Annotated in this window: 16 protein-coding genes; 9 read left to right on the plus strand and 7 right to left on the minus strand. The window is 65.2% G+C overall.

Translation table 11 applies throughout. The features are described from left to right. Window positions 1-50 precede the first annotated feature (50 nt). The 3 genes from pelF to galE are packed head-to-tail and all read left to right on the plus strand — an operon-like array spanning window position 51 to window position 3,845. On the plus strand, window positions 51-1,742 hold the full coding sequence (gene pelF, locus ACRB8A_RS17790; RefSeq protein ID WP_285240565.1) for a GT4 family glycosyltransferase PelF: 1,692 nt from the start codon (window positions 51-53) through the stop codon (window positions 1,740-1,742). Next, the gene (locus ACRB8A_RS17795) at window positions 1,739-2,821 is read left to right on the plus strand and encodes a putative glycoside hydrolase (RefSeq protein ID WP_432245242.1); all 1,083 of its coding nucleotides are present in this window, start codon (window positions 1,739-1,741) and stop codon (window positions 2,819-2,821) included. Before pelF ends, ACRB8A_RS17795 begins: the two co-directional genes overlap by 4 nt. Then, window positions 2,817-3,845, plus strand: a complete 1,029-nt coding sequence (gene galE / locus ACRB8A_RS17800) for a UDP-glucose 4-epimerase GalE (RefSeq protein WP_432246064.1) — start codon at window positions 2,817-2,819, stop codon at window positions 3,843-3,845. Before ACRB8A_RS17795 ends, galE begins: the two co-directional genes overlap by 5 nt. Window positions 3,846-3,866: 21 nt before the next feature. Here galE and ACRB8A_RS17805 read toward each other — a convergent pair whose 3' ends face one another. Beyond that, complete coding sequence (locus tag ACRB8A_RS17805; RefSeq protein WP_432245243.1) at window positions 3,867-5,315, minus strand: DUF4832 domain-containing protein; 1,449 nt, start codon at window positions 5,313-5,315, stop codon at window positions 3,867-3,869. 202 nt (window positions 5,316-5,517) lie between these two features. On the opposite strand from ACRB8A_RS17805, the gene ACRB8A_RS17810 reads away from it, so the two are divergent. The 6 genes from ACRB8A_RS17810 (at window position 5,518) to ACRB8A_RS17835 (ending at window position 10,948) form a co-directional block, all read left to right on the plus strand. Continuing rightward, window positions 5,518-5,964: an Hpt domain-containing protein gene (locus ACRB8A_RS17810; protein ID WP_432245244.1), complete on the plus strand. Its 447-nt coding sequence runs from the start codon at window positions 5,518-5,520 to the stop codon at window positions 5,962-5,964. Between the two features lie 28 nt (window positions 5,965-5,992). Continuing rightward, entirely contained in the window at window positions 5,993-6,883 is an 891-nt protein-coding gene (galU, locus tag ACRB8A_RS17815) for a UTP--glucose-1-phosphate uridylyltransferase GalU (RefSeq protein ID WP_432245245.1), read from the plus strand. 172 nt (window positions 6,884-7,055) lie between these two features. Next, window positions 7,056-8,114 carry an iron-containing redox enzyme family protein gene (locus ACRB8A_RS17820; protein ID WP_432245246.1) on the plus strand — a complete coding sequence of 353 codons (1,059 nt, stop codon included), beginning with the start codon at window positions 7,056-7,058 and terminating at the stop codon, window positions 8,112-8,114. A gap of 32 nt (window positions 8,115-8,146) precedes the next feature. Further along, window positions 8,147-8,332 (plus strand): CDGSH iron-sulfur domain-containing protein, encoded by a 186-nt coding sequence (locus tag ACRB8A_RS17825; protein WP_432246065.1) that lies wholly within the window; start codon window positions 8,147-8,149, stop codon window positions 8,330-8,332. A 95-nt stretch (window positions 8,333-8,427) separates the two neighbouring features. Then, the gene (locus tag ACRB8A_RS17830) at window positions 8,428-10,617 is read left to right on the plus strand and encodes a hypothetical protein (RefSeq protein WP_432245247.1); all 2,190 of its coding nucleotides are present in this window, start codon (window positions 8,428-8,430) and stop codon (window positions 10,615-10,617) included. Window positions 10,618-10,687: 70 nt separating this feature from the next. Next, the gene (locus ACRB8A_RS17835; protein WP_056595725.1) at window positions 10,688-10,948 is read left to right on the plus strand and encodes a DUF4235 domain-containing protein; all 261 of its coding nucleotides are present in this window, start codon (window positions 10,688-10,690) and stop codon (window positions 10,946-10,948) included. Window positions 10,949-11,023: 75 nt separating this feature from the next. Here ACRB8A_RS17835 and mnhG read toward each other — a convergent pair whose 3' ends face one another. The 6 genes from mnhG to ACRB8A_RS17865 are packed head-to-tail and all read right to left on the minus strand — an operon-like array spanning window position 11,024 to window position 17,479. Further along, window positions 11,024-11,425, minus strand: a complete 402-nt coding sequence (gene mnhG / locus ACRB8A_RS17840; protein WP_050685257.1) for a monovalent cation/H(+) antiporter subunit G — start codon at window positions 11,423-11,425, stop codon at window positions 11,024-11,026. Beyond that, window positions 11,415-11,696: a monovalent cation/H+ antiporter complex subunit F gene (locus ACRB8A_RS17845; protein ID WP_050685258.1), complete on the minus strand. Its 282-nt coding sequence runs from the start codon at window positions 11,694-11,696 to the stop codon at window positions 11,415-11,417. The genes mnhG and ACRB8A_RS17845 overlap by 11 nt, the downstream gene beginning before the upstream one ends. Beyond that, window positions 11,693-12,238, minus strand: coding sequence for a Na+/H+ antiporter subunit E (locus tag ACRB8A_RS17850; protein ID WP_050685259.1), 546 nt, complete (start codon window positions 12,236-12,238; stop codon window positions 11,693-11,695). Before ACRB8A_RS17850 ends, ACRB8A_RS17845 begins: the two co-directional genes overlap by 4 nt. Further along, entirely contained in the window at window positions 12,235-13,881 is a 1,647-nt protein-coding gene (locus tag ACRB8A_RS17855) for a Na+/H+ antiporter subunit D (protein ID WP_050685260.1), read from the minus strand. Before ACRB8A_RS17855 ends, ACRB8A_RS17850 begins: the two co-directional genes overlap by 4 nt. Then, a complete protein-coding gene (locus tag ACRB8A_RS17860; RefSeq protein ID WP_050685261.1) occupies window positions 13,878-14,465 on the minus strand; it encodes a Na(+)/H(+) antiporter subunit C in 588 nt (195 codons plus the stop codon). Before ACRB8A_RS17860 ends, ACRB8A_RS17855 begins: the two co-directional genes overlap by 4 nt. Next, entirely contained in the window at window positions 14,462-17,479 is a 3,018-nt protein-coding gene (locus ACRB8A_RS17865) for a Na+/H+ antiporter subunit A (RefSeq protein ID WP_056595731.1), read from the minus strand. Before ACRB8A_RS17865 ends, ACRB8A_RS17860 begins: the two co-directional genes overlap by 4 nt. Window positions 17,480-17,617: the final 138 nt, after the last annotated feature.

Genomic DNA, 17,617 nt, shown 5'->3' on the forward strand with positions numbered 1-17,617 from the left:
TTTTACCCAGCAACGCCACGACTGACTTCCAAAATGCTAAGGGGAACACCATGTACTCGATCGCGAGAAGCGGCAAGAAGAAGCCACGGACCTTGTCTCCGGCGGCGGCCATCGAGCCGGCAACAGCCGCCAAGCCCGTTTATGAGGACGTGGATGTTGCCATCGTGATGGAGTCCACCTATCCCTTCCTCAAAGGCGGGGTCTCCGCCGTGGTTCACGACATCGTGACCCACAACCCCGATCTCAGCTACGGCATCATCCACATCACGTGGGACTCGGACGCGCCGCTGACGGACCTCTACGGCATGCCGTCGAACGTCCGGTGGGTACGCACCGTGTTCCTCAGCATGGATGAGCACCGGCAGGACTTCCAGGGCGTCGCATCGAGGGATCTGGGAATGACGGCACCGGAACGCGAAGCGCTCTCGCACAGGTTCTTTGATGCCCTGTACGCACTTTCGGAACACGGCGACGTCGAGGGCCTGTGGGAGCTGATTGACGAGGGGATGAACGAACGCACCCGGCAGTACCCCCTCTGGGCCCTTCTCGGTTCCAGGGAATTCATGCAGACCCTGCAGGATCGTATGCCCCAGTTGAACCTGTCGCTGGCAAACTCTTTCTGGACCCTGCGCAACTTCTTTTCCCTGGCCTACGCGGTGCTGGGCGAAACGATGCCCCGGGCCAGTGTCTACCACGCCCATACCACCGGCTACGCCTCGCTGCTCGGCGCGGCCGCGGCCAGGGACCACAACACGTCATTCCTGCTGACCGAGCACAACCTCTACGTCCGCGACACGGTCAACACCCTGCTGGACCGGAACATGGCCTTGTCCATCACGGCGGAGGATTACCGGACTTTCGACGTGACCGCAGAGCAGCGCGCGTGGATGGCGTGGTGGACCGAGATGGGCCGTTTCTGCTACCCCAGCGCACGACTCATCACGTACCTTTACCCGAGTGCCATCACCGAAGCTGCCCGGCTCGGCGCCGACATGGACAAGTCGGTGGTTGTGCCCAACGGCATGGTCATTGCCGAGTTCGACGAGAAGTTCCGGGCGCGTCAGGACGCACTGACAAAGATGGAAGCGGAAGGCCCCGACTACGTTTGGCACCTTGTCTATATCGCCCGCGTTGTGCCCATCAAGGGACTGCTGGATCTGCTGTCCAGCATGGAGATCCTGCGCGACCGCGGGTATCCGAACCTGCACCTGGACGTTCTGGGGCCAACCGAACACGTGCCGGAGTACTACGAGGCCTGCCTCGCGAAGATCGATGCCCTGGGACTCAACGACCACGTCACCATCCACGGCACTGTCCATGTTCGGGACATGCTGGACCAGTTCGACCTCCTGGTCCTCCCCAGCTACAACGAGGGACAGCCTATTGTCATTCTTGAGGCCATGGCGGCGGGAATTCCTACCGTCGGCTCCGATGTGGGCGGCGTCGCACAGCAGATCTCCGACAACCTCACCACCGCGGACGGACGGGTCATCGGTCCCTGCGGCGAAACGGTCACGCCCGGCAACGTGCAACAGATGGCCGACGGCATCCAGGCCGTCATCGGCAACCTGGCCAACTACGCCTCATACGCGGCAAATGCCCGCACCCGCGTCCAGGAGCTGTTCCAGATGCACGAGGTTATGTCCTCCTACAACCAGATTTACCGCGCCCTCGGCGACCTCCCGGTCATCGGGGAAGCGGCCCCGGTCCGGGGCGAAGAGCTGGCTCCGGTGGACCTGTGAGCGGCGTGGGCGCGTGGATCCGTTACGGCGATCCCATCCCTGCGGACCAGGTGGCCTTCGCTGCAAAGCACTACCGCGCAGCCATCCTCCAACCCTGGGAGACGGACGCGGCGGCAGAACTCAAGCGGCTCCGGCCGGACATGACGGTCCTTTGTTACAAGTGCTTCTCATCAACCCGTGACTACGAACCCGGGCCGGTCTACAGTTCGGGCGTTGCGTACCGCGAAGCCGAGGAGGAGGGCGGGGCGTGGTTCGCTACCCGGCTGGACGGCACCCGCATCGAGTGGAACGGGTACGGCGGGCATTGGCAGATGAACGTTCGCGACGCCGGGTACCGTGCGCGCTGGGTTCAAAATGTCACCGCAGAACTCCTGGAGTCGCCGTTCGACGGCGTGATGGCTGACAACGATGTTTTTGACGACTACTACCAGCTGAACCTGCCCATTAGACCGGCTTCCTCGATGGCGGATCTTCGGGACGGGCTCGATCACCTTGTCCACGCAGCGGGCCAATCCCTGAACAGCATCGGGAAAATCCTGGTGCCCAACATCGCCGAGTCGCGCCGGGTGCCGGGCAGGTGGGCTTCCCACGCCGCGTACGGCGGCGGGTTCGAAGAAGTCTGGCTTGGCTACGGCCCCCGGGACCTCTTTGACCCGGCTACGGCAGAAGCACAGCTCCCGCAGGCTGATGGCCCGGGCCTGTCAATTCTGCGCGTCCCGACAAACGGGGATGACAACCACCCGAATTTCACGTACGGGCTCGCAGCGTTCTGGATTTTCGGCCGGGGCCAGGGCTCGTTCACTGCGACAGCGCACGATGACTACAGCCGGACCCAACACATTCCAGAGCTGGACTGGTCCCTTGGCGCACCCCGGGAGAAACCGAAAGGCCGCCAGCATGTCTGGTCGCGTGAATTTAACGGCGGGTGGGCTGCAGTGAACTTCAACAAGGATGGCCGCCGGAAACGCCGGATCAGCGTTCCCCCGGGACTGGCGGACGCCGCAGGTAATCCTGCCCCGACGTCTCTGGTTCTGCCCGCGCAACGCGGGGTCATCTACCAGCGGGGGCAGAGCCATTAACATCCTCATCACCGGCGGTTGCGGATACATCGGTTCGCACACCATCCTTCATCTGCTCGAGGCCGGTCACAACATCACTGTCATCGACAACCTCAGCAACTCCCTCTCTGAATCCCTGCTCCGGGTGCAGAAAATTACGGGCCGGGACATCTCTTTCGTTGAAGGGGACATCGCGGACAAGTCCTGCCTTCAGGATATTTTCGCCCGCGCCGATATCGATGCCGTCATCCACTTCGCAGGCTTCAAGGCCGTCGGGGAATCCGTCAGCCAACCACTGCGCTACTACGGTAACAACGTCAGCGGGACACTGAACCTCCTGGAGGCCATGGACGCCCACGGCGTCCGCCGCCTTGTCTTCAGCTCCTCGGCCACTGTCTACGGTGCCAACCCGGATATGCCGCTCAGGGAGGACTTTCCGCTGCGCGCGACCAACCCGTATGGCAGGACCAAGCAGCATATCGAAGACATCCTCACGGATCTCCAGGCCGCCGATCCCCGGTGGCGGATTGCGCTCCTGCGCTACTTCAATCCAGTGGGCGCCCACCCCTCCGGGCTGATCGGTGAGGACCCACAGGGGCCGCCGAACAACCTGTTTCCGTACGTGACGCAGGTGGCAGTGGGCCGCAGGGACAAAGTGAGTGTCTTCGGCAGCGACTACCCCACCCCCGATGGGACCGGCATCAGGGATTACATCCACGTTATGGACCTGGCATCAGGCCACGCAGCAGCACTGGACTACCTCGCAAGGCACGAGGGACTGCATACCTGGAACCTCGGCACCGGTGAAGGCTACTCCGTCCTGGAAGTAATCAAAGCGTTTGAAGCCGCATCCGGTACCACCATTCCCTACGCCCTGGTGGACCGCAGGCCGGGAGACGCGCCAGTGAGTCTTGCCGATCCGTCGAAGGCCGACCTCGAGCTGGGGTGGACGGCGTCGCTGACCCTTGACCGCATGTGTACCGATGCCTGGCGGTGGCAGCAGGGAAACCCGGACGGATACAGGGCACCAAACGTGGCACCGTGACCCGGACGCAGCCCGGCCTGCTCACGGCGCCGGGAGGTACTTGCGTCCCAGCGTGAGCCAACCAGCCAGGGTTTTGTCCTGGGACGCGTTGGCGAACCGTAGCGGGACGCCCTTCGCAAGCGGGTTGAGCGGCCTCATCAGCAGCGTGTAATACCCCGGCGGCACACCGCCGACAGTTGTTTTCCACTGCGCCGGAGTTCCCGGCTTCACCCCGGAGAGCTTCCACGAGGTGGTCCATGTCCGAACTATTTTCCCACCCGAATCGGCCGCAGCAACCTGGATCGGCCAGTCGTAATAGAAAGGTGCAACCCCAGCATTGTTAACCTTCACAGTGAGATCGCTCTGCCCGCTGACGGCTCCCCGGGTCAGTGCGAAAGCTGTCGCTTGAAACCGGTAACCCAGCGACTGGGAGGCAGCTTTTGCGTTCGCCAGGGTCTGACCGGTGTATCCCGGACTGAAGGCACGGTGGTTAAGCAGCCACGAGGCATGGGTGGCTGCGACGCTTCCGGAAAAGTCATTGTCCGCGCCGGACTCGATGACGGGGCAGCGCATCGGCGTTTCAAAGATGCAGTCCTGGATCTCCACCCGCAGTTCCCCGCCCACGGGTTGCGTAAGCCACTTGCCCGTCGTCCCGGATTGACGCAGTTTGTCCACAAAATGCCAACCGGTTCCCGGCAAGGTCTGCACGGCAAAAGAATCATCGTGATAGCCGACGTTCAGGCTTTTGTTGGCTGCGTCGGGGTACCTGACCTGAAGCTTCGTTTTCCTGAACGCTTTGGTGTAGCTCGCGAGCACGCGACTCTGGGTGGCCGTTGATGCAAACCAGTTCTCCGGAGAGCCCCAACCGTCATGGGGGAAGGTGTGCCATTCACCCCAGAAGCCCAGAAGGCCCATCTGGATGAAACCGATTCGCGGATCACCGTCATAACGGGCCCCAAAGGCTGCAACGAATCCCTCAAGTGCTGACACGAGGCGCGGATCCTCATAGTCCGGGGAGACGCTCACGCCACGGTTTTGATGGTCTGCATAGCGATGGGTGGACAGCCCGGACTGCAGCAGATATGCGGGGATGCCGGTGGCCTTACCCGGGTAGTCAAGATAAAAACGAAAAACCGCCTGGTGGCCGCGTCCCGCAATGGCGTTCAACTGGGTTTCCAGGCTTGCCCAATTAAACGTTCCGGGTCCGGTAACAACCGCATTAACGGGAAGGTAGAACCATTCCATGGAGTGAGGCATCGAACTGTAAGCACCGGCGAACGGGACAAAACCAGCCAAGGGACTGCTCGCCGGTGCCGGCCCCGCGGCCAGGGGAACCCAATCGCCGGACGTGGCCGCTGCCTCAGCAGCAGGCACCGTTGAGGCTGATGGCACCACCAACAGCATAAACGCGACCAAACCAGAGACGACGGCGCCAACAGAGAGCCGCCGTCGAGGCAGCTTCAGCCAACGCTGGTTTTTCTGAGTATTCAATTGCACTTCCCCTGACAGACGGCGCACAGCACCGACGAGACCGAGCGGCGCGTAGCACCTATGAGACCAGGACCTGCGGACGCCACCACCCAAGCGGCGTTTCACACTCACTTCGGACTGATCCTAGGGCAATTCCGGGGATCTTCACCCAAGTACAGCCAACAGAAATTGCGGGAGCCGCAAATGACCAAGAGAAGGACATATGATTCACAGCTCCACCCGGCATGATGAACGGCCGGACGAATCGATTAACGGACGCCGGCCCCCTGATTCCAGTGATATTCCGCCGTTACTGGACCGGTCCGTTCTTGACCAGTTCACGGAGGAACTTGAGGAACTTGCCTACACGAAGGCCTTCTTTGATTCCTTCATCGATTTAATGCCGCTCCGCATCGAAAGACTTCGCTTGGCCCTGGTGGCGGGAAGCTTCGAACGTGCGCTCGATGCGGTGTTGAGCCTGAAATCATCAAGCCAGATGATCGGCGCCCGCCGGCTGGCCGGCCTGGCCGCAGCACTTGAGTCCGGTATCCGCGACGAAACCACTGCCTCGAATGCTGCAATGCTCCTGCCGCGGTACGCTGCCGGGTTCATCAACGACATCACACAATGCGGCGACCTGACCTGCAACAGCCTCCGCGCCCACTGCTGACACGTCCACAACAGAAGAGAAAACACACATGACTGCATCACAAACCATCACCAAGGCCGTTATTCCTGCTGCCGGATTGGGGACTCGCTTCCTGCCCGCCACCAAGGCAATGCCGAAGGAAATGCTGCCGGTTGTTGACCGGCCGGCCATCCAGTACGTGGTGGAGGAGGCCGTGAATTCGGGCCTGACTGACCTGCTGATGATTACGGGACGGAACAAGCGTGCCCTGGAGGACCACTTTGACCGGGAACCCGGCCTGGAGGGTGCACTGGAGCGGAAGGGTGACACGGACAAGCTTGCTGCCGTGGAGCACGCCTCCAACCTGGGGCCCATCCACTACGTGCGCCAGGGTGAGGCCAAGGGCCTGGGCCATGCGGTGCTGTGCGCCAGCCAGCACGTGGGCAACGAGCCGTTCGCGGTGCTCCTGGGGGATGACCTCATCGATGAGGCCGAGTCCCTGCTGAGCACCATGATGGAGGTCCAGCAGAAGACCGGTGGATCGGTGATCGCCCTGATCGAGGTTGACCCCTCGCAGATCAGCGCCTACGGCTGTGCCGACATTTCCGTGGTGGCGGGCGAGGACTACGTCCGCGTGAACTCCCTGGTGGAAAAGCCCGCTGTGGGTGAGGCGCCGTCCAACCTGGCCGTGATCGGCCGGTACGTGCTGCACCCGGCCGTGTTCGGTGTCCTGGAGAACACCCCTCCCGGCCGCGGCAACGAAATCCAGCTGACCGATGCGCTGCAGACCCTTGCCGCGGGCGAGGGCAACGGCTCCGGGGTGTACGGGGTGGTCTTCAAGGGCCGCCGGTACGACACCGGCGACAAGCTCAGCTACCTCAAGGCCGTCATCACCCTGGCCTCCGAGCGCGTGGAGTTCGGCGAAGACCTCAAAACCTGGATGAAGGCCTTCGTCAGCTAACAGGAGGCCGGGCCTGCCGCGGAATCCGGGGCCCGGCACTTCGCCTTAATATAGTAATCATGCTTACTATTAAGGTGATCGACTGGAGAGGCTGGCGTAACCGGCCGCACCTGGGCGTGGGTCTGGCGAACGGACCAGACAGGGCGCCAGGTCATCACGTCAAAGGAGCACCATGAAGATTCCAGAAGCCAGAGGGCCCATCAGCCACGAGCTGTTCCGTGTCCTTGCGCGCCGTCCGGAGCCAACACTGACCGCTTCAGGACTGGCCGGACTCCGGCAGGAGATCCACGCCCGCCTGGCCGCAGCGGGGGACCTGGTGGTGGACGATGACATCCAGCTCACGCTCTTCTGCCTCTACGAGCTGCACTATTCCGGCCTGGACGGGGTGGACGACGCCTGGGAATGGGAGCCGGACCTGATTGGGGCACGCCAGCTCCTGGAGCAGCCCTTCGAAGATTCCGTGCGCAACGAGGCCGCCCCGCTGGTCCACGGGCTTCCCCATCATGGGGAACCGATGACCAGCGACGGCGTCGCGGACATCCTCTTCAGCCTGGCCGGCCGCGACGCCGGCCCCAGCGTCTCGCGTTTCGTCGCGAAGAAGGCCAGCCTGGCCCAGCTGAGGGAATTCCTGATCCACAAGTCCGTTTACCAGCTCAAGGAAGCCGACCCCCACACCTGGGCGATTCCCCGCCTGAGCGGCCGGCCAAAAGCCGCCCTGGTGGAGATCCAGGCGGATGAATACGGCGGCGGCCGGCCTGAGCGGATGCACGCCGCCTTGTTCGCCCGGACCATGCGGGGCCTTGACCTGGACGACACCTACGGCGGATATCTGGACACCGTACCGGCCGTATCCCTGGCGGCGGTGAACTTCATGTCCCTGTGCGGCTTGAACCGCCGGCTGCGCGGGGCGATCGCCGGGCACCTGGCCATGTATGAGATGACCTCCTCACAGCCCAACCGCCTCTACAGCCAGGGATTCCGCAGGCATGGCTACAACAAAGCCGTAACCCATTACTTCGACGAGCATGTGGAAGCCGATGCAGTCCACGAGCAAATTGCCGGCCGTGACCTGGCGGGTGGCCTGGTGGAGGCGGAGCCCAGGTTGCTGGGCGACGTCCTCTTCGGTGCAACAGCTGCCCTTGCCCTGGACCTCCGGCAGTCCAGCCACCTGCTTTCCTGCTGGGAAAACGGTGGAACGTCCCTCCGGCCAACCGTGGCGGTTGCGGCGTGAACCCTGATGGGGGGCCGGCCGAAAGCTCAATCGTGGTTTGCCCGGATGGGCCTCTGATTATCCGCGGCAGCTTCGAGATTGTCACGCCGTCAGGGGATGCAGTCCCCCGCGACCGGCAAACCGTGGCATTGTGCCGCTGCGGCGCATCCGCCATCAAGCCTTATTGCGACGGCTCGCACAAGATGGTCAGGTTCCGCAGCGGACCACCTGCCGCCTGAACGGACCACCCCCTGGGCGGTCCGTGGTTGACAGACGCCGGGCCACGGGAAAGGATGCTTAGAAAGCGTTTTCTCACCGGAGGAGGGCGTGCGCCTTGCGCAGCCAGCACACTGCCATTGACCGTCAATCCCTGGTGCGCCGCCATAACGTGCACCAGCAAAGCCTGGACCCGCGGAGCCCTGTTTCGGTGGGGAACGGGGAGTTCTGCTTCACCCTGGACCTGACCGGAATGCAAAGCATGCCTGGCCGGTACCCGGTGGGTGCCCGCAGTGAACTCCCACCGGGCACGCTGCTGGGCACCCAGTCCCAATGGGGCTGGCACGCCGTTCCGGCCGACGGCGAGTACTCCTTGGCCGGTTCCACCGTCACGTACGATTCGCCGCGCGGCCCGGTGCCCTATGTTGACATGGTGGGTGACATTGTTGACGGCCGCGAGACGGACACGTCCCGCGCCGAAACCTGGCTGCGGGCCAACCCGCACCGGCTTGACCTGGGCCGAATCGGCTTCAGCCTTCCGGACAGGGACAACCCGGACATCCAGGCCGCGGACATCGTGGACCCCCGGCAGATACTGGACCTCTGGACCGGGACAGCAACCAGCACCTTCGCACTGAGCGGGCACCCCGTCCATGTCACCACTGCGTGCCACCCCGAACAAGACCAGCTGGGGTTCCGCATCGAATCGGCGGCGCTGGACCAGGGCCTGGCCGTCACACTGGCCTTCCCGTACGGCTCCGAAGCCTGGCATAACGCCGCGGACTGGGACCAGCCGGCAGCCCACTCCACCCGGGTGGCGGAAGCCGAACCACAGCGCTGGGTGATTCAGCGGGACCTTGACGGTTCCGGCTACCAGGTGGCCATCACCGGCACCGGCCTGGTGGTTGAGCAGACGGGCAGGCACGAGGTGCTGATCCGCGCCGAACCCGGGCAGGAAGTCCTGGACTTCGCGGTCCACTTCGTCAGCGCCGGGCAAGGCGACTGCCTGCCCCGCGGAACGGGCGGCATCAGCGGCATCGGCAAACCCGCCACACCGGAACCCGCCGCTGCCCCGGTGCCGGCGGCGGCAACCGCAGCGGAAGCCGGCACCGCCGTGATCGATGCGTCCCGCCAAGGCTGGGCTGCCTTCTGGAAGTCCGGCGCCGCCGTCGACCTTTCCGGGACGGCGGATCCCCGCGCCCTGGAACTGGAGCGCCGCACCGTCCTCTCGCAGTACCTCACCGCCATCAACTGCTCCGGATCGTTGCCGCCCCAGGAAACCGGGTTGGTGTGCAACTCCTGGCGCGGCCGCTTCCACCTGGAGATGCACTGGTGGCACGCGGCTCATTTCGCCACCTGGAACCGGACGGCCCTGCTGCTGCCGGCGCTGCGCTGGTACGCCACGGTGATGGACAGCGGTCGGCAAACGGCCAAGGACCAGGGGTTCGACGGCGTCCGCTGGCCCAAGCAAGTGGGTCCGGACGGGCGGGAAAGCCCCAGCCCGATCGGCACCTTCCTGATCTGGCAGCAGCCGCACCCGATCCACCTGGCCGAACTGGCCTACCGCGCCGAGCCGTCCCGTGAGCTCCTGGCCGAGTTCGCGGAGGTGGTGTTCGCCACCGCCGACTTCATGGCGTCCTTCGCCCACCCCACTGCCCGCGGCTTCGAACTGGGCCCGCCCCTGGTTCCGGCCCAGGAAAGCTACGAATCCGTCCGGGGGACGGCCAGCAATCCCACCTTCGAACTCGCGTACTGGCAGTGGGCCCTCAGGCTGGCCTCGGCATGGCGCGAACGGCTCGGCCTGCCGCCCCGGGAGGACTGGGAAGCCGTAGCGGCCGGCATGGTGCCCCCCAAGGTTATGGACGGCACGTACGCGGCGATCGACGTCGAACCTTTCACCATCCGCACCGACCACCCGTCAATGCTGTGCGCCCTGGGCGTCCTGCCGCAGACCGGACTGGTGGACCCGGCGATCATGCGGGCAACGCTGCGGGAGGTCCTCGCGGACTGGGACTGGGACAGCACGTGGGGCTGGGACTATCCCGTCCTGGCCATGACCGCCGCCCGGCTGGACGATCCGGAAGCTGCGGTGGACGCCCTGCTGCTCGATGCCGGCAAGAACCTCATCCTTCCCAACGGGCACAACCGGCAAACTGATTCGCTGCCGCTGTACCTGCCGGGCAACGGCGGGCTGCTGGCTGCGGTGGCGCTGATGGCAGCCGGCTGGGACGACGGGCCGGAGCGGTCCGCCCCCGGGTTCCCCGCCGACTGGAACGTTGCCTGGGAGGGCCTGGTCCGGTCGCCGTAGGGAACTCGTGCGCAGCTGCTTGCCGCTAGGCTGGGGGGAGTATGTTTTCCGTCCGCAAGGAGTACAAGGAATGAACCTCTTCATCAAGCTGCTCGGCACCGGCATCAGCCTCGGCGCCGGCCTGGTCGGCACCAAGCTGGTCAACGCCGTCTGGGAAAAGTCCACCGGCAAGCAGGCCCCCACCGGCAAGGACGACACGCCCACCAGCCTTCGCTCGGCGCTGACCTTCGCGCTGATCTCGGCTTCCGTCAGCACCGTCATCCAGGTGCTCACCAACCGTGGCACGCAGCGTGCGATCGCCAGGTTCGCCAAGAGCGCCGACGTCGTCTGACAGGCACTGGCAGCACCGCTTAAGCGACTGACGGCGGGCCCGGATCATCCGGACCCGCCGTCAGTGTTTTAAGGCTCAGTCGCCGTCGCGGGTTTCGTCGGCGGCGGCCTTGGCGGCAGCTTTCTGCACCACTTCCTCGAGGTCGTCGGAGGTGAGGAGCTCCCGGTGCAGGTGCTTGGTGCGGTAGCCGGCGCGGCCCACCATGTGGGCCGAGACGGGAACCGTCAGCAGCTGGAAGATCCAGGCCACCACCAGCACGGGCCATACCCACCAGGTGCGCATCTGCAGGCCGATGGCCGCCAGGAGGAGGAAGAGGCCCAGCACCTGCGGTTTGGTGGCGGCGTGCATGCGGCTGAGCAGGTCCGGGAAACGGAGCAGCCCGATCGCTGCGCCCAGGGACATGATGGCGCCCACGATCATAAACACAGCCGAGGCCAGGTCCACCCAGGCGTCCACTCCGGTGAAATCAGGATTCATGAGGCTGTTGTTCCCTTCGGTCAGCCACGAACCGGGCCACGGTGACGGACCCGATGAAGCCGATGATGGAAATGGCAACCACCAGCATCAGGTTGTTCAGGTGCCGGTTCACGGCCATGTCCACACACAGCGCACCACCCAGGATGGCCAGCAGCACGTCCGCCGCCAGCACGCGGTCCAGCAGCGACGGTCCGCGGGCGATCCGGAGGATGGCGCCGGCGGCGGCCAGAGAGAAGATGATGGCGGTAGCCACCAGGACTGCCTGCATCATGCGGCCGCCTCCGTCCGGACAAGTTCAAGCTCTTCAGGGGTGCCCATGATCCGGATCAGTGCCGCTTCGATGCCGCGCACCTCGTTTTTCAGGTTCTCCACGGCTTCCGGGGAGCTGATGTTGATGGCGTGCAGGTACAGCGTGGAGGTTGACCGGTCCACCTCCACCACCAGGGAACCGGGAATCAGCGAAATCACGTGCCCCACGGCGGTGACCATCAGGTCCTGGCGGCTCCGCAGGGTCACCGCCACCACGGCGTTGGTGACCTTGGGGCCTCGGACCAGCGCCAGGTAGAGGATCTGTCCGCTGGCCACCACCACCTTGCCCAGGAAGGACAACGCAAACGGGACAGCCTGCAGGACGTTGAACCGGCCGCTGAGTTCAACCGGCGGAAGGTAGAACAACCGGGCGACGGCGATGGCCAGCAAGGCGCCGAAGAGCAGGTTTCCGGGGCTGAAGTCCTGCCACAGCGCGCCCCACACAATCACCAGCCACACCAGCAGAGGCAGTTCCTGGCGCAGCGAAATCCGGCGGCGGCTCATTTTCCTCCTCCAAGGGCGGGTGCCGGCGGAACCACCGTGTCATCGCCCAGGACTGCCTGGATGTACGGCGCCCGGTCCAGCATGTCCTGCGCGGCCCGGTCCGAGAGTTCAAACAGCGGCCCGGCAAAGACGGTCAGGGCCACGCCCAGCACCACCAGCCCCAGGGTGGAGCCCACCATGGTCCGGGGCATCAGCATGGCGCGCCGTGCCGTTCCCGTGCGGTTGGAGACCATCATGCCGGTCCGGCCGGCTCCAGCGGGCTGCAGGGCCTCCGGGTCTTCGGGGTCTGCCAGCAGAACGGGGTCCGGATGTTCGGCATCCGTGGGCCGGCGCCAGAAGGCACGGTTCCAGACCCTGGCAACGGCCAGGAGCGTGAGCAGGCTGGTCACGACGCCGCCAATCACCAGGGCGTACGCCAGCGGGGTGCCAAGTTCCACGCCTGCCTGCAGGAGCCCCACTTTCCCCAGGAACCCGGAGAACGGCGGGATGCCGGCCAGGTTCATGCCGGGGATGAAAAACAGCAGCGCCAGCAGCGGCGAGAGCTTGGCCAGTCCGCCCAGGCGGTCCACGGAGGAACTGCCGCCACGGCGTTCGATCAGGCCCGTAACCAGGAACAGGCTGGTCTGGATGGTGATGTGGTGTGCCACGTAGAACACAGCGGCACCCAACCCGGCTTTGGAGGACATGGCCAGCCCGAACACCATGTAGCCGATGTGGCTGACCAGGGTGAAGGACAGCAGACGCTTGATGTCGCTTTGCGCCAGCGCACCGAGGATTCCCACCACCATCGTCAGCAGGGCCGCCACCATCAGCGGCGTGTTCAGCGAGTCACCGGGGAACAGCAGCGTTTCGGTGCGGACAATCGCGTACACACCCACCTTGGTGAGCAGGCCGGCGAAAACGGCGGTGACCGGTGCGGGCGCTGTGGGATACGAGTCGGGAAGCCAGAAGGACAGCGGGAACACCGCGGCCTTGATCCCGAACGCCACCAGCAGCATCACGTGCAGGAGGGTCTGCGTGCCCTGGTCCAGCTCACCCAGCTTGATGGCCAGGTCCGCCATGTTCACGGTGCCCGTGGCCCCGTAGATCATGGCGATGGAGATCAGGAACAGCACCGAAGACACCACCGACACCACCACATAGGTGACGCCGGCCCGGATCCGCGGGCCGGTTCCGCCCAGGGTCATCAGCACGTAGCTGGCGGTCAGCAGGATTTCGAAACCTACGTACAGGTTGAACAGGTCACCGGAGAGGAAGGCGTTGGAGACCCCTGCCACCAGGATCAGGTAGGTGGGGTGGAAGATCGAGACGGGTGCGTCGTGGTCCCCGTCCGCCATGCCCTGCCCGGTGGCGTAGACCAGAACGGCAAGGCTCACGGCGGAGGAAACCACCAGCATGAGCGAGGAGAACTGGTCCACCACCATAACGATGCCGAAGGGCGGGATCCAGCCGCCAAGGGTCACGGCGAACGTTCCGCCGTCCCACACGCTGGCCAGCAGGAAGCACTCGAGCAGCAGCGTCACGGACAGCAGGGCGATGCTGACGGCCCGCTGCGCCCGCGAGTGCCGGATCAGCAGGAAGGTGAGCGCGGCGCCCAGGATGGGAAGGACGACGGCGAGTGGAGCCAGGCTTGCGATGTTCACTTAGCGTCTCCTTCCGGGGTGGGGGCAACGTTTTGGGAGCCGGGTTTTTCTTCCGCCGCGGCGTCCTCTGCGGGCATTTCCTTGCCGCCGGCCACCACCTTGGCCCTGTCCGCGGGGTCTCCGGGGCTGCCGTGATCCGACACGTCGCCGCCGTCGGTGCCAACCATGGTGAGCGGGAATTCGGAGGTTTCGATGGGGATCTCGGCGTCGTCTTCGGCGTCGAAGCTGGGGGTCTCGGCGACGCGGAGGTCCTCCACGTCGTCCTGGATCTCGTCCCGGCGTGCCAGTACCCAGGTCCGGTAGATGATGCCGAGCATAAAGGCCGTCACCGCGAAGGAGATGACGATCGAGGTGAGGATCAGCGCCTGCGGCAGCGGATCGTTGTAGTCCCCGGCTGCGGTGTCCTTCGAATACAACGGCGCCAGGCCTGCGTAGCCGCCGGTGGCGAGGATCAGGAGGTTGGTGGCGTTGGCCAGCAGCATCAGCCCCAGCAGCACCCGGGTCAGGCTGCGTTCCAGGATCAGGTAGATCCCACAGGCGTACAGCGCTCCCATGATGATCAGGAGGGTCAGGTTAACGCTCATGCTTTGGCCTCTACGGTGGTCCCGGCAGGAATGCTGCCGGTTTCTTCTTCGTCTTCGGCGGCCGCCATGGACCGTTCATCGAAGTGCTCGTCGATTTCGGCTCCGAGGCTGCGCAGCACGTCCAGGACCAGGCCCACCACCACGATGTAGACCCCGATGTCGAACAGTGTGGAGGTGACGAACTTGATGTCCCCGAAGACGGGCAGCCAGAACTCGACGATGGCGCTCTGGAAGACCTGGCCGCCGAGAAGCAGCGGGGCGATCCCCGACAGCGCGGCCACGGCAAGCCCGATTCCCAGCAGCCCGCCCGCGCTGACCGGGGTGGCTTCGCGGAGTTCGAAGCGGCCACCGGCGAGGTAGCGGATGGTCAGCGCCAGGCCGGCCATCAGGCCGCCGGCGAATCCGCCGCCTGGAAGGTTGTGGCCTGCGAGCAGGAGGTAGAGGGAGAAGATGATCATCGAGTGGAAAACCAGCCGGGTGACCACCTCGAAGATGATGGAGCGGCGTTCCGGGGCGAGGGTCCGGCCGGCCACGATCCAGGCATCCCGCGTAGCCGACGCAAACTTGCGGCTGATGGCCAGCGCGGCGGCTTCACGCGAACCCGGATCCACTCCGTGCCGCCGGCCCACGGTGCCTTCGGCCACGGAGGCGGACATCTGGATCTTGTCGCCGCGGCCGCGGACGAAGATCAGGCTGGCGACTCCGGTGGCTGCCAGCGCCAGGACGGTGATTTCGCCGAACGTGTCCCAGGCCCGGATGTCCACGAGTGTGACGTTGACGATGTTCAACCCGCCGCCGCCTTCATAGGCCAGCTGCGGGAACTGCAGCGAGACCGGTGTGGCGACGCGGGCGCCCATGGCGTAGATCGCGGCAAAGACCATTGTTGTGCCGAATGCCAGGCCGATGATGACGCGCGCCACCCGGTACTTGCCGCCCGTGCGGTCCCGCAGCTCGGCCGGCAGGCTGCGCATGGCCAGCACAAACGCGACCAGCACAATGGTTTCCACCAGCATCTGCGTCAGCGCCAGGTCCGGGGCGCTCTGCAGTGCGAACATCAGGGCGATGCCGTAGCCGGTCACGGACACCATCAGCACCGCCAGGAAGCGCTTGTTGGCCTTGACGGCGGCCAGGGCGCCGATAACGATCACCGCGCCCACCACGATCTGGAGCGGGGAGCCCGGATCCACCAGGTACAGGTTGTCCGGGAGGGCCTTGCCGGAGAGAAGCATCACCGTCAGGGGCAGTGCGAAGGCCACGCTGAGGATCACGGCAAGGTAGAAGTACAGCGAACCGCGCTGGGTCCGGCCGGTGATCCACACAGCGACGTCGTCCAGCGCACCGATGGTCAGCTGGTAGCCCCGGTCCCCGTCCACCCAGGCCGGGACCAGGGACTGCAGCCGGGCCACAGCGTTGCGGCCGAAGTGCATGGCCAGGCCCAGCACGAAGGTGAGCGCCGTCAGGCCCAGTGCCGGGGTGAGTCCATGCCACAGCGCAAGGTGCCCTGCCTGCTCGGCGGGAGTGCCGGCGTCGGCCGCTGGTGAAGCGAAAAGGGCCGCGTACGGCTGGATCCACGCGTCCACCGGGACGGGCCACAGCCCGTACCCGATGGTCAGGAGGCTGAGGATGGCCGGCGCCGCGAGGAACGCGGGGCTGATGGCCTTGAACGGGGTGGGTTCCACGCCGGGTTTGTTGGCGAAGGCGCCCCACATAAACCGGGCGCTGTAGGCGAAGGTCAGGACCGATCCCAGGACCAGCCCGGCCAGGACCACCATGCCCCACGGGCCTGCTTCGGGGTCGGCTGCGTGGTGCACAAAGGCTTCGAGGACCGACTCTTTGGCCACAAAGCCGGCCAGCAGCGGCACGCCGGCCATGGAGGCGGCGCCGATGCCGGCCACCACGGCCAGGGCCCGGGAGGACCGGAAGACGCCGGAGAGTTTGCGCACGTCGCGGGTGCCGGACTGGTGGTCGATGATGCCCACCACCAGGAAGAGTGTCGCTTTGAACAGGCCATGCGCCAGCAGCATCGCCAGTCCGGCGAGGGCAGCGTCCGGCGTGCCGAGGCCCACCACCATGGTGAGGAAGCCGAGCTGGCTGACGGTTCCGTAGGCCAGGATGAGTTTGATGTCGGTTTGGCGCAGGGCGCGGTAGCCGCCCACCAGCATGGTGGCCAGGCCCAGGCCCAGCACCACCGGCTGCCAGTACGCGGTCTCGGAGAAGCCGGGGGCCAACCGCGCCACGAGGTAGATGCCTGCCTTCACCATCGCCGCGGCGTGCAGGTACGCACTGACCGGGGTGGGCGCGGCCATGGCGCCGGGGAGCCAGAAGTGGAAGGGGACCAGCGCTGATTTGGTGATCGCACCTACCAGAACCAGGACGACGGCGGCGCTCACCAGGGTGCCGGAGCTGCCGGCGACGAGCTGGGGGGCCATGTCCATGATGGCCGAGATGCGGTAGGTCCCGGCCGTGTGGCCCAGCATGATCAGGCCCACCAGCATGGCGAGGCCGCCGGCTGTGGTGATCATCAGCGCCTGCAACGCCGACCTGCGGGCGGCGAGCCGGGTGCGGGCGAAACCGATCAGCAGGTAGGAAAGGATGGTGGTGAGTTCCCAGAAGATGAAGAGCAGGAGCAGGTCATCGGCCACCACCAGGCCGAACATGGCGCCGGCAAACGCGAGCAGCTGGGCGCCGAAGCCACCCAGGTCCTGGTCGTTTTTCCCGAAGTATTTGGCGCAGTACACCAGCACCAGGGCTCCCACGCCGAGGACCAGCAGCGACAGGATCCAGGCCAGCGGGTCCATCCGGAAGGCGAATTCGAGGTGCAGGCCCGGGATCCAGGGGTTCACCTCGGCGATGGCCCCGGCGTCCGAGTAGACGGGACCGTGCTGGAGCAGCAGCCAGACAAAGGAACCGGCGGGAACGGCCGCGAGTGCGTAGAACGCGTTCCGGCCCCAGGCCCTGAACATAAGCGGCGCCAGGACAGCCACCGTAAAGTGCACGGCAAGGACTGTAATCACTGGTATCTCCGCAACGTCAGGAATTCGATTGTCAATGGTTGGAGCAGACGGCAAAAGTAAGGTTTGGGAGTGGCCAGTTTATCAAGGCCTGCGGGTTAGTCCTTAACATTGCGCCGTTGCGGGCGCATAATGCCCCGG

Origin of the sequence: Arthrobacter sp. G.S.26 (assembly GCF_050847375.1) — a bacterium.
GTDB lineage: Bacteria > Actinomycetota > Actinomycetes > Actinomycetales > Micrococcaceae > Arthrobacter.

Bases quoted from the DNA above. Each gene is read 5' to 3' on its own strand.
- ACRB8A_RS17810 (WP_432245244.1), top strand. From the start codon at position 5,518: ATGATTCACAGCTCCACCCGGCATGATGAACGGCCGGACGAATCGATT.
- mnhG (WP_050685257.1), bottom strand. From the start codon at position 11,425: ATGAATCCTGATTTCACCGGAGTGGACGCCTGGGTGGACCTGGCCTCG.
- ACRB8A_RS17845 (WP_050685258.1), bottom strand. From the start codon at position 11,696: ATGATGCAGGCAGTCCTGGTGGCTACCGCCATCATCTTCTCTCTGGCC.
- ACRB8A_RS17860 (WP_050685261.1), bottom strand. From the start codon at position 14,465: ATGAGCGTTAACCTGACCCTCCTGATCATCATGGGAGCGCTGTACGCC.
- ACRB8A_RS17835 (WP_056595725.1), top strand. From the start codon at position 10,688: ATGAACCTCTTCATCAAGCTGCTCGGCACCGGCATCAGCCTCGGCGCC.
- galU (WP_432245245.1), top strand. From the start codon at position 5,993: ATGACTGCATCACAAACCATCACCAAGGCCGTTATTCCTGCTGCCGGA.
- ACRB8A_RS17850 (WP_050685259.1), bottom strand. From the start codon at position 12,238: ATGAGCCGCCGCCGGATTTCGCTGCGCCAGGAACTGCCTCTGCTGGTG.
- pelF (WP_285240565.1), top strand. From the start codon at position 51: ATGTACTCGATCGCGAGAAGCGGCAAGAAGAAGCCACGGACCTTGTCT.
- ACRB8A_RS17820 (WP_432245246.1), top strand. From the start codon at position 7,056: ATGAAGATTCCAGAAGCCAGAGGGCCCATCAGCCACGAGCTGTTCCGT.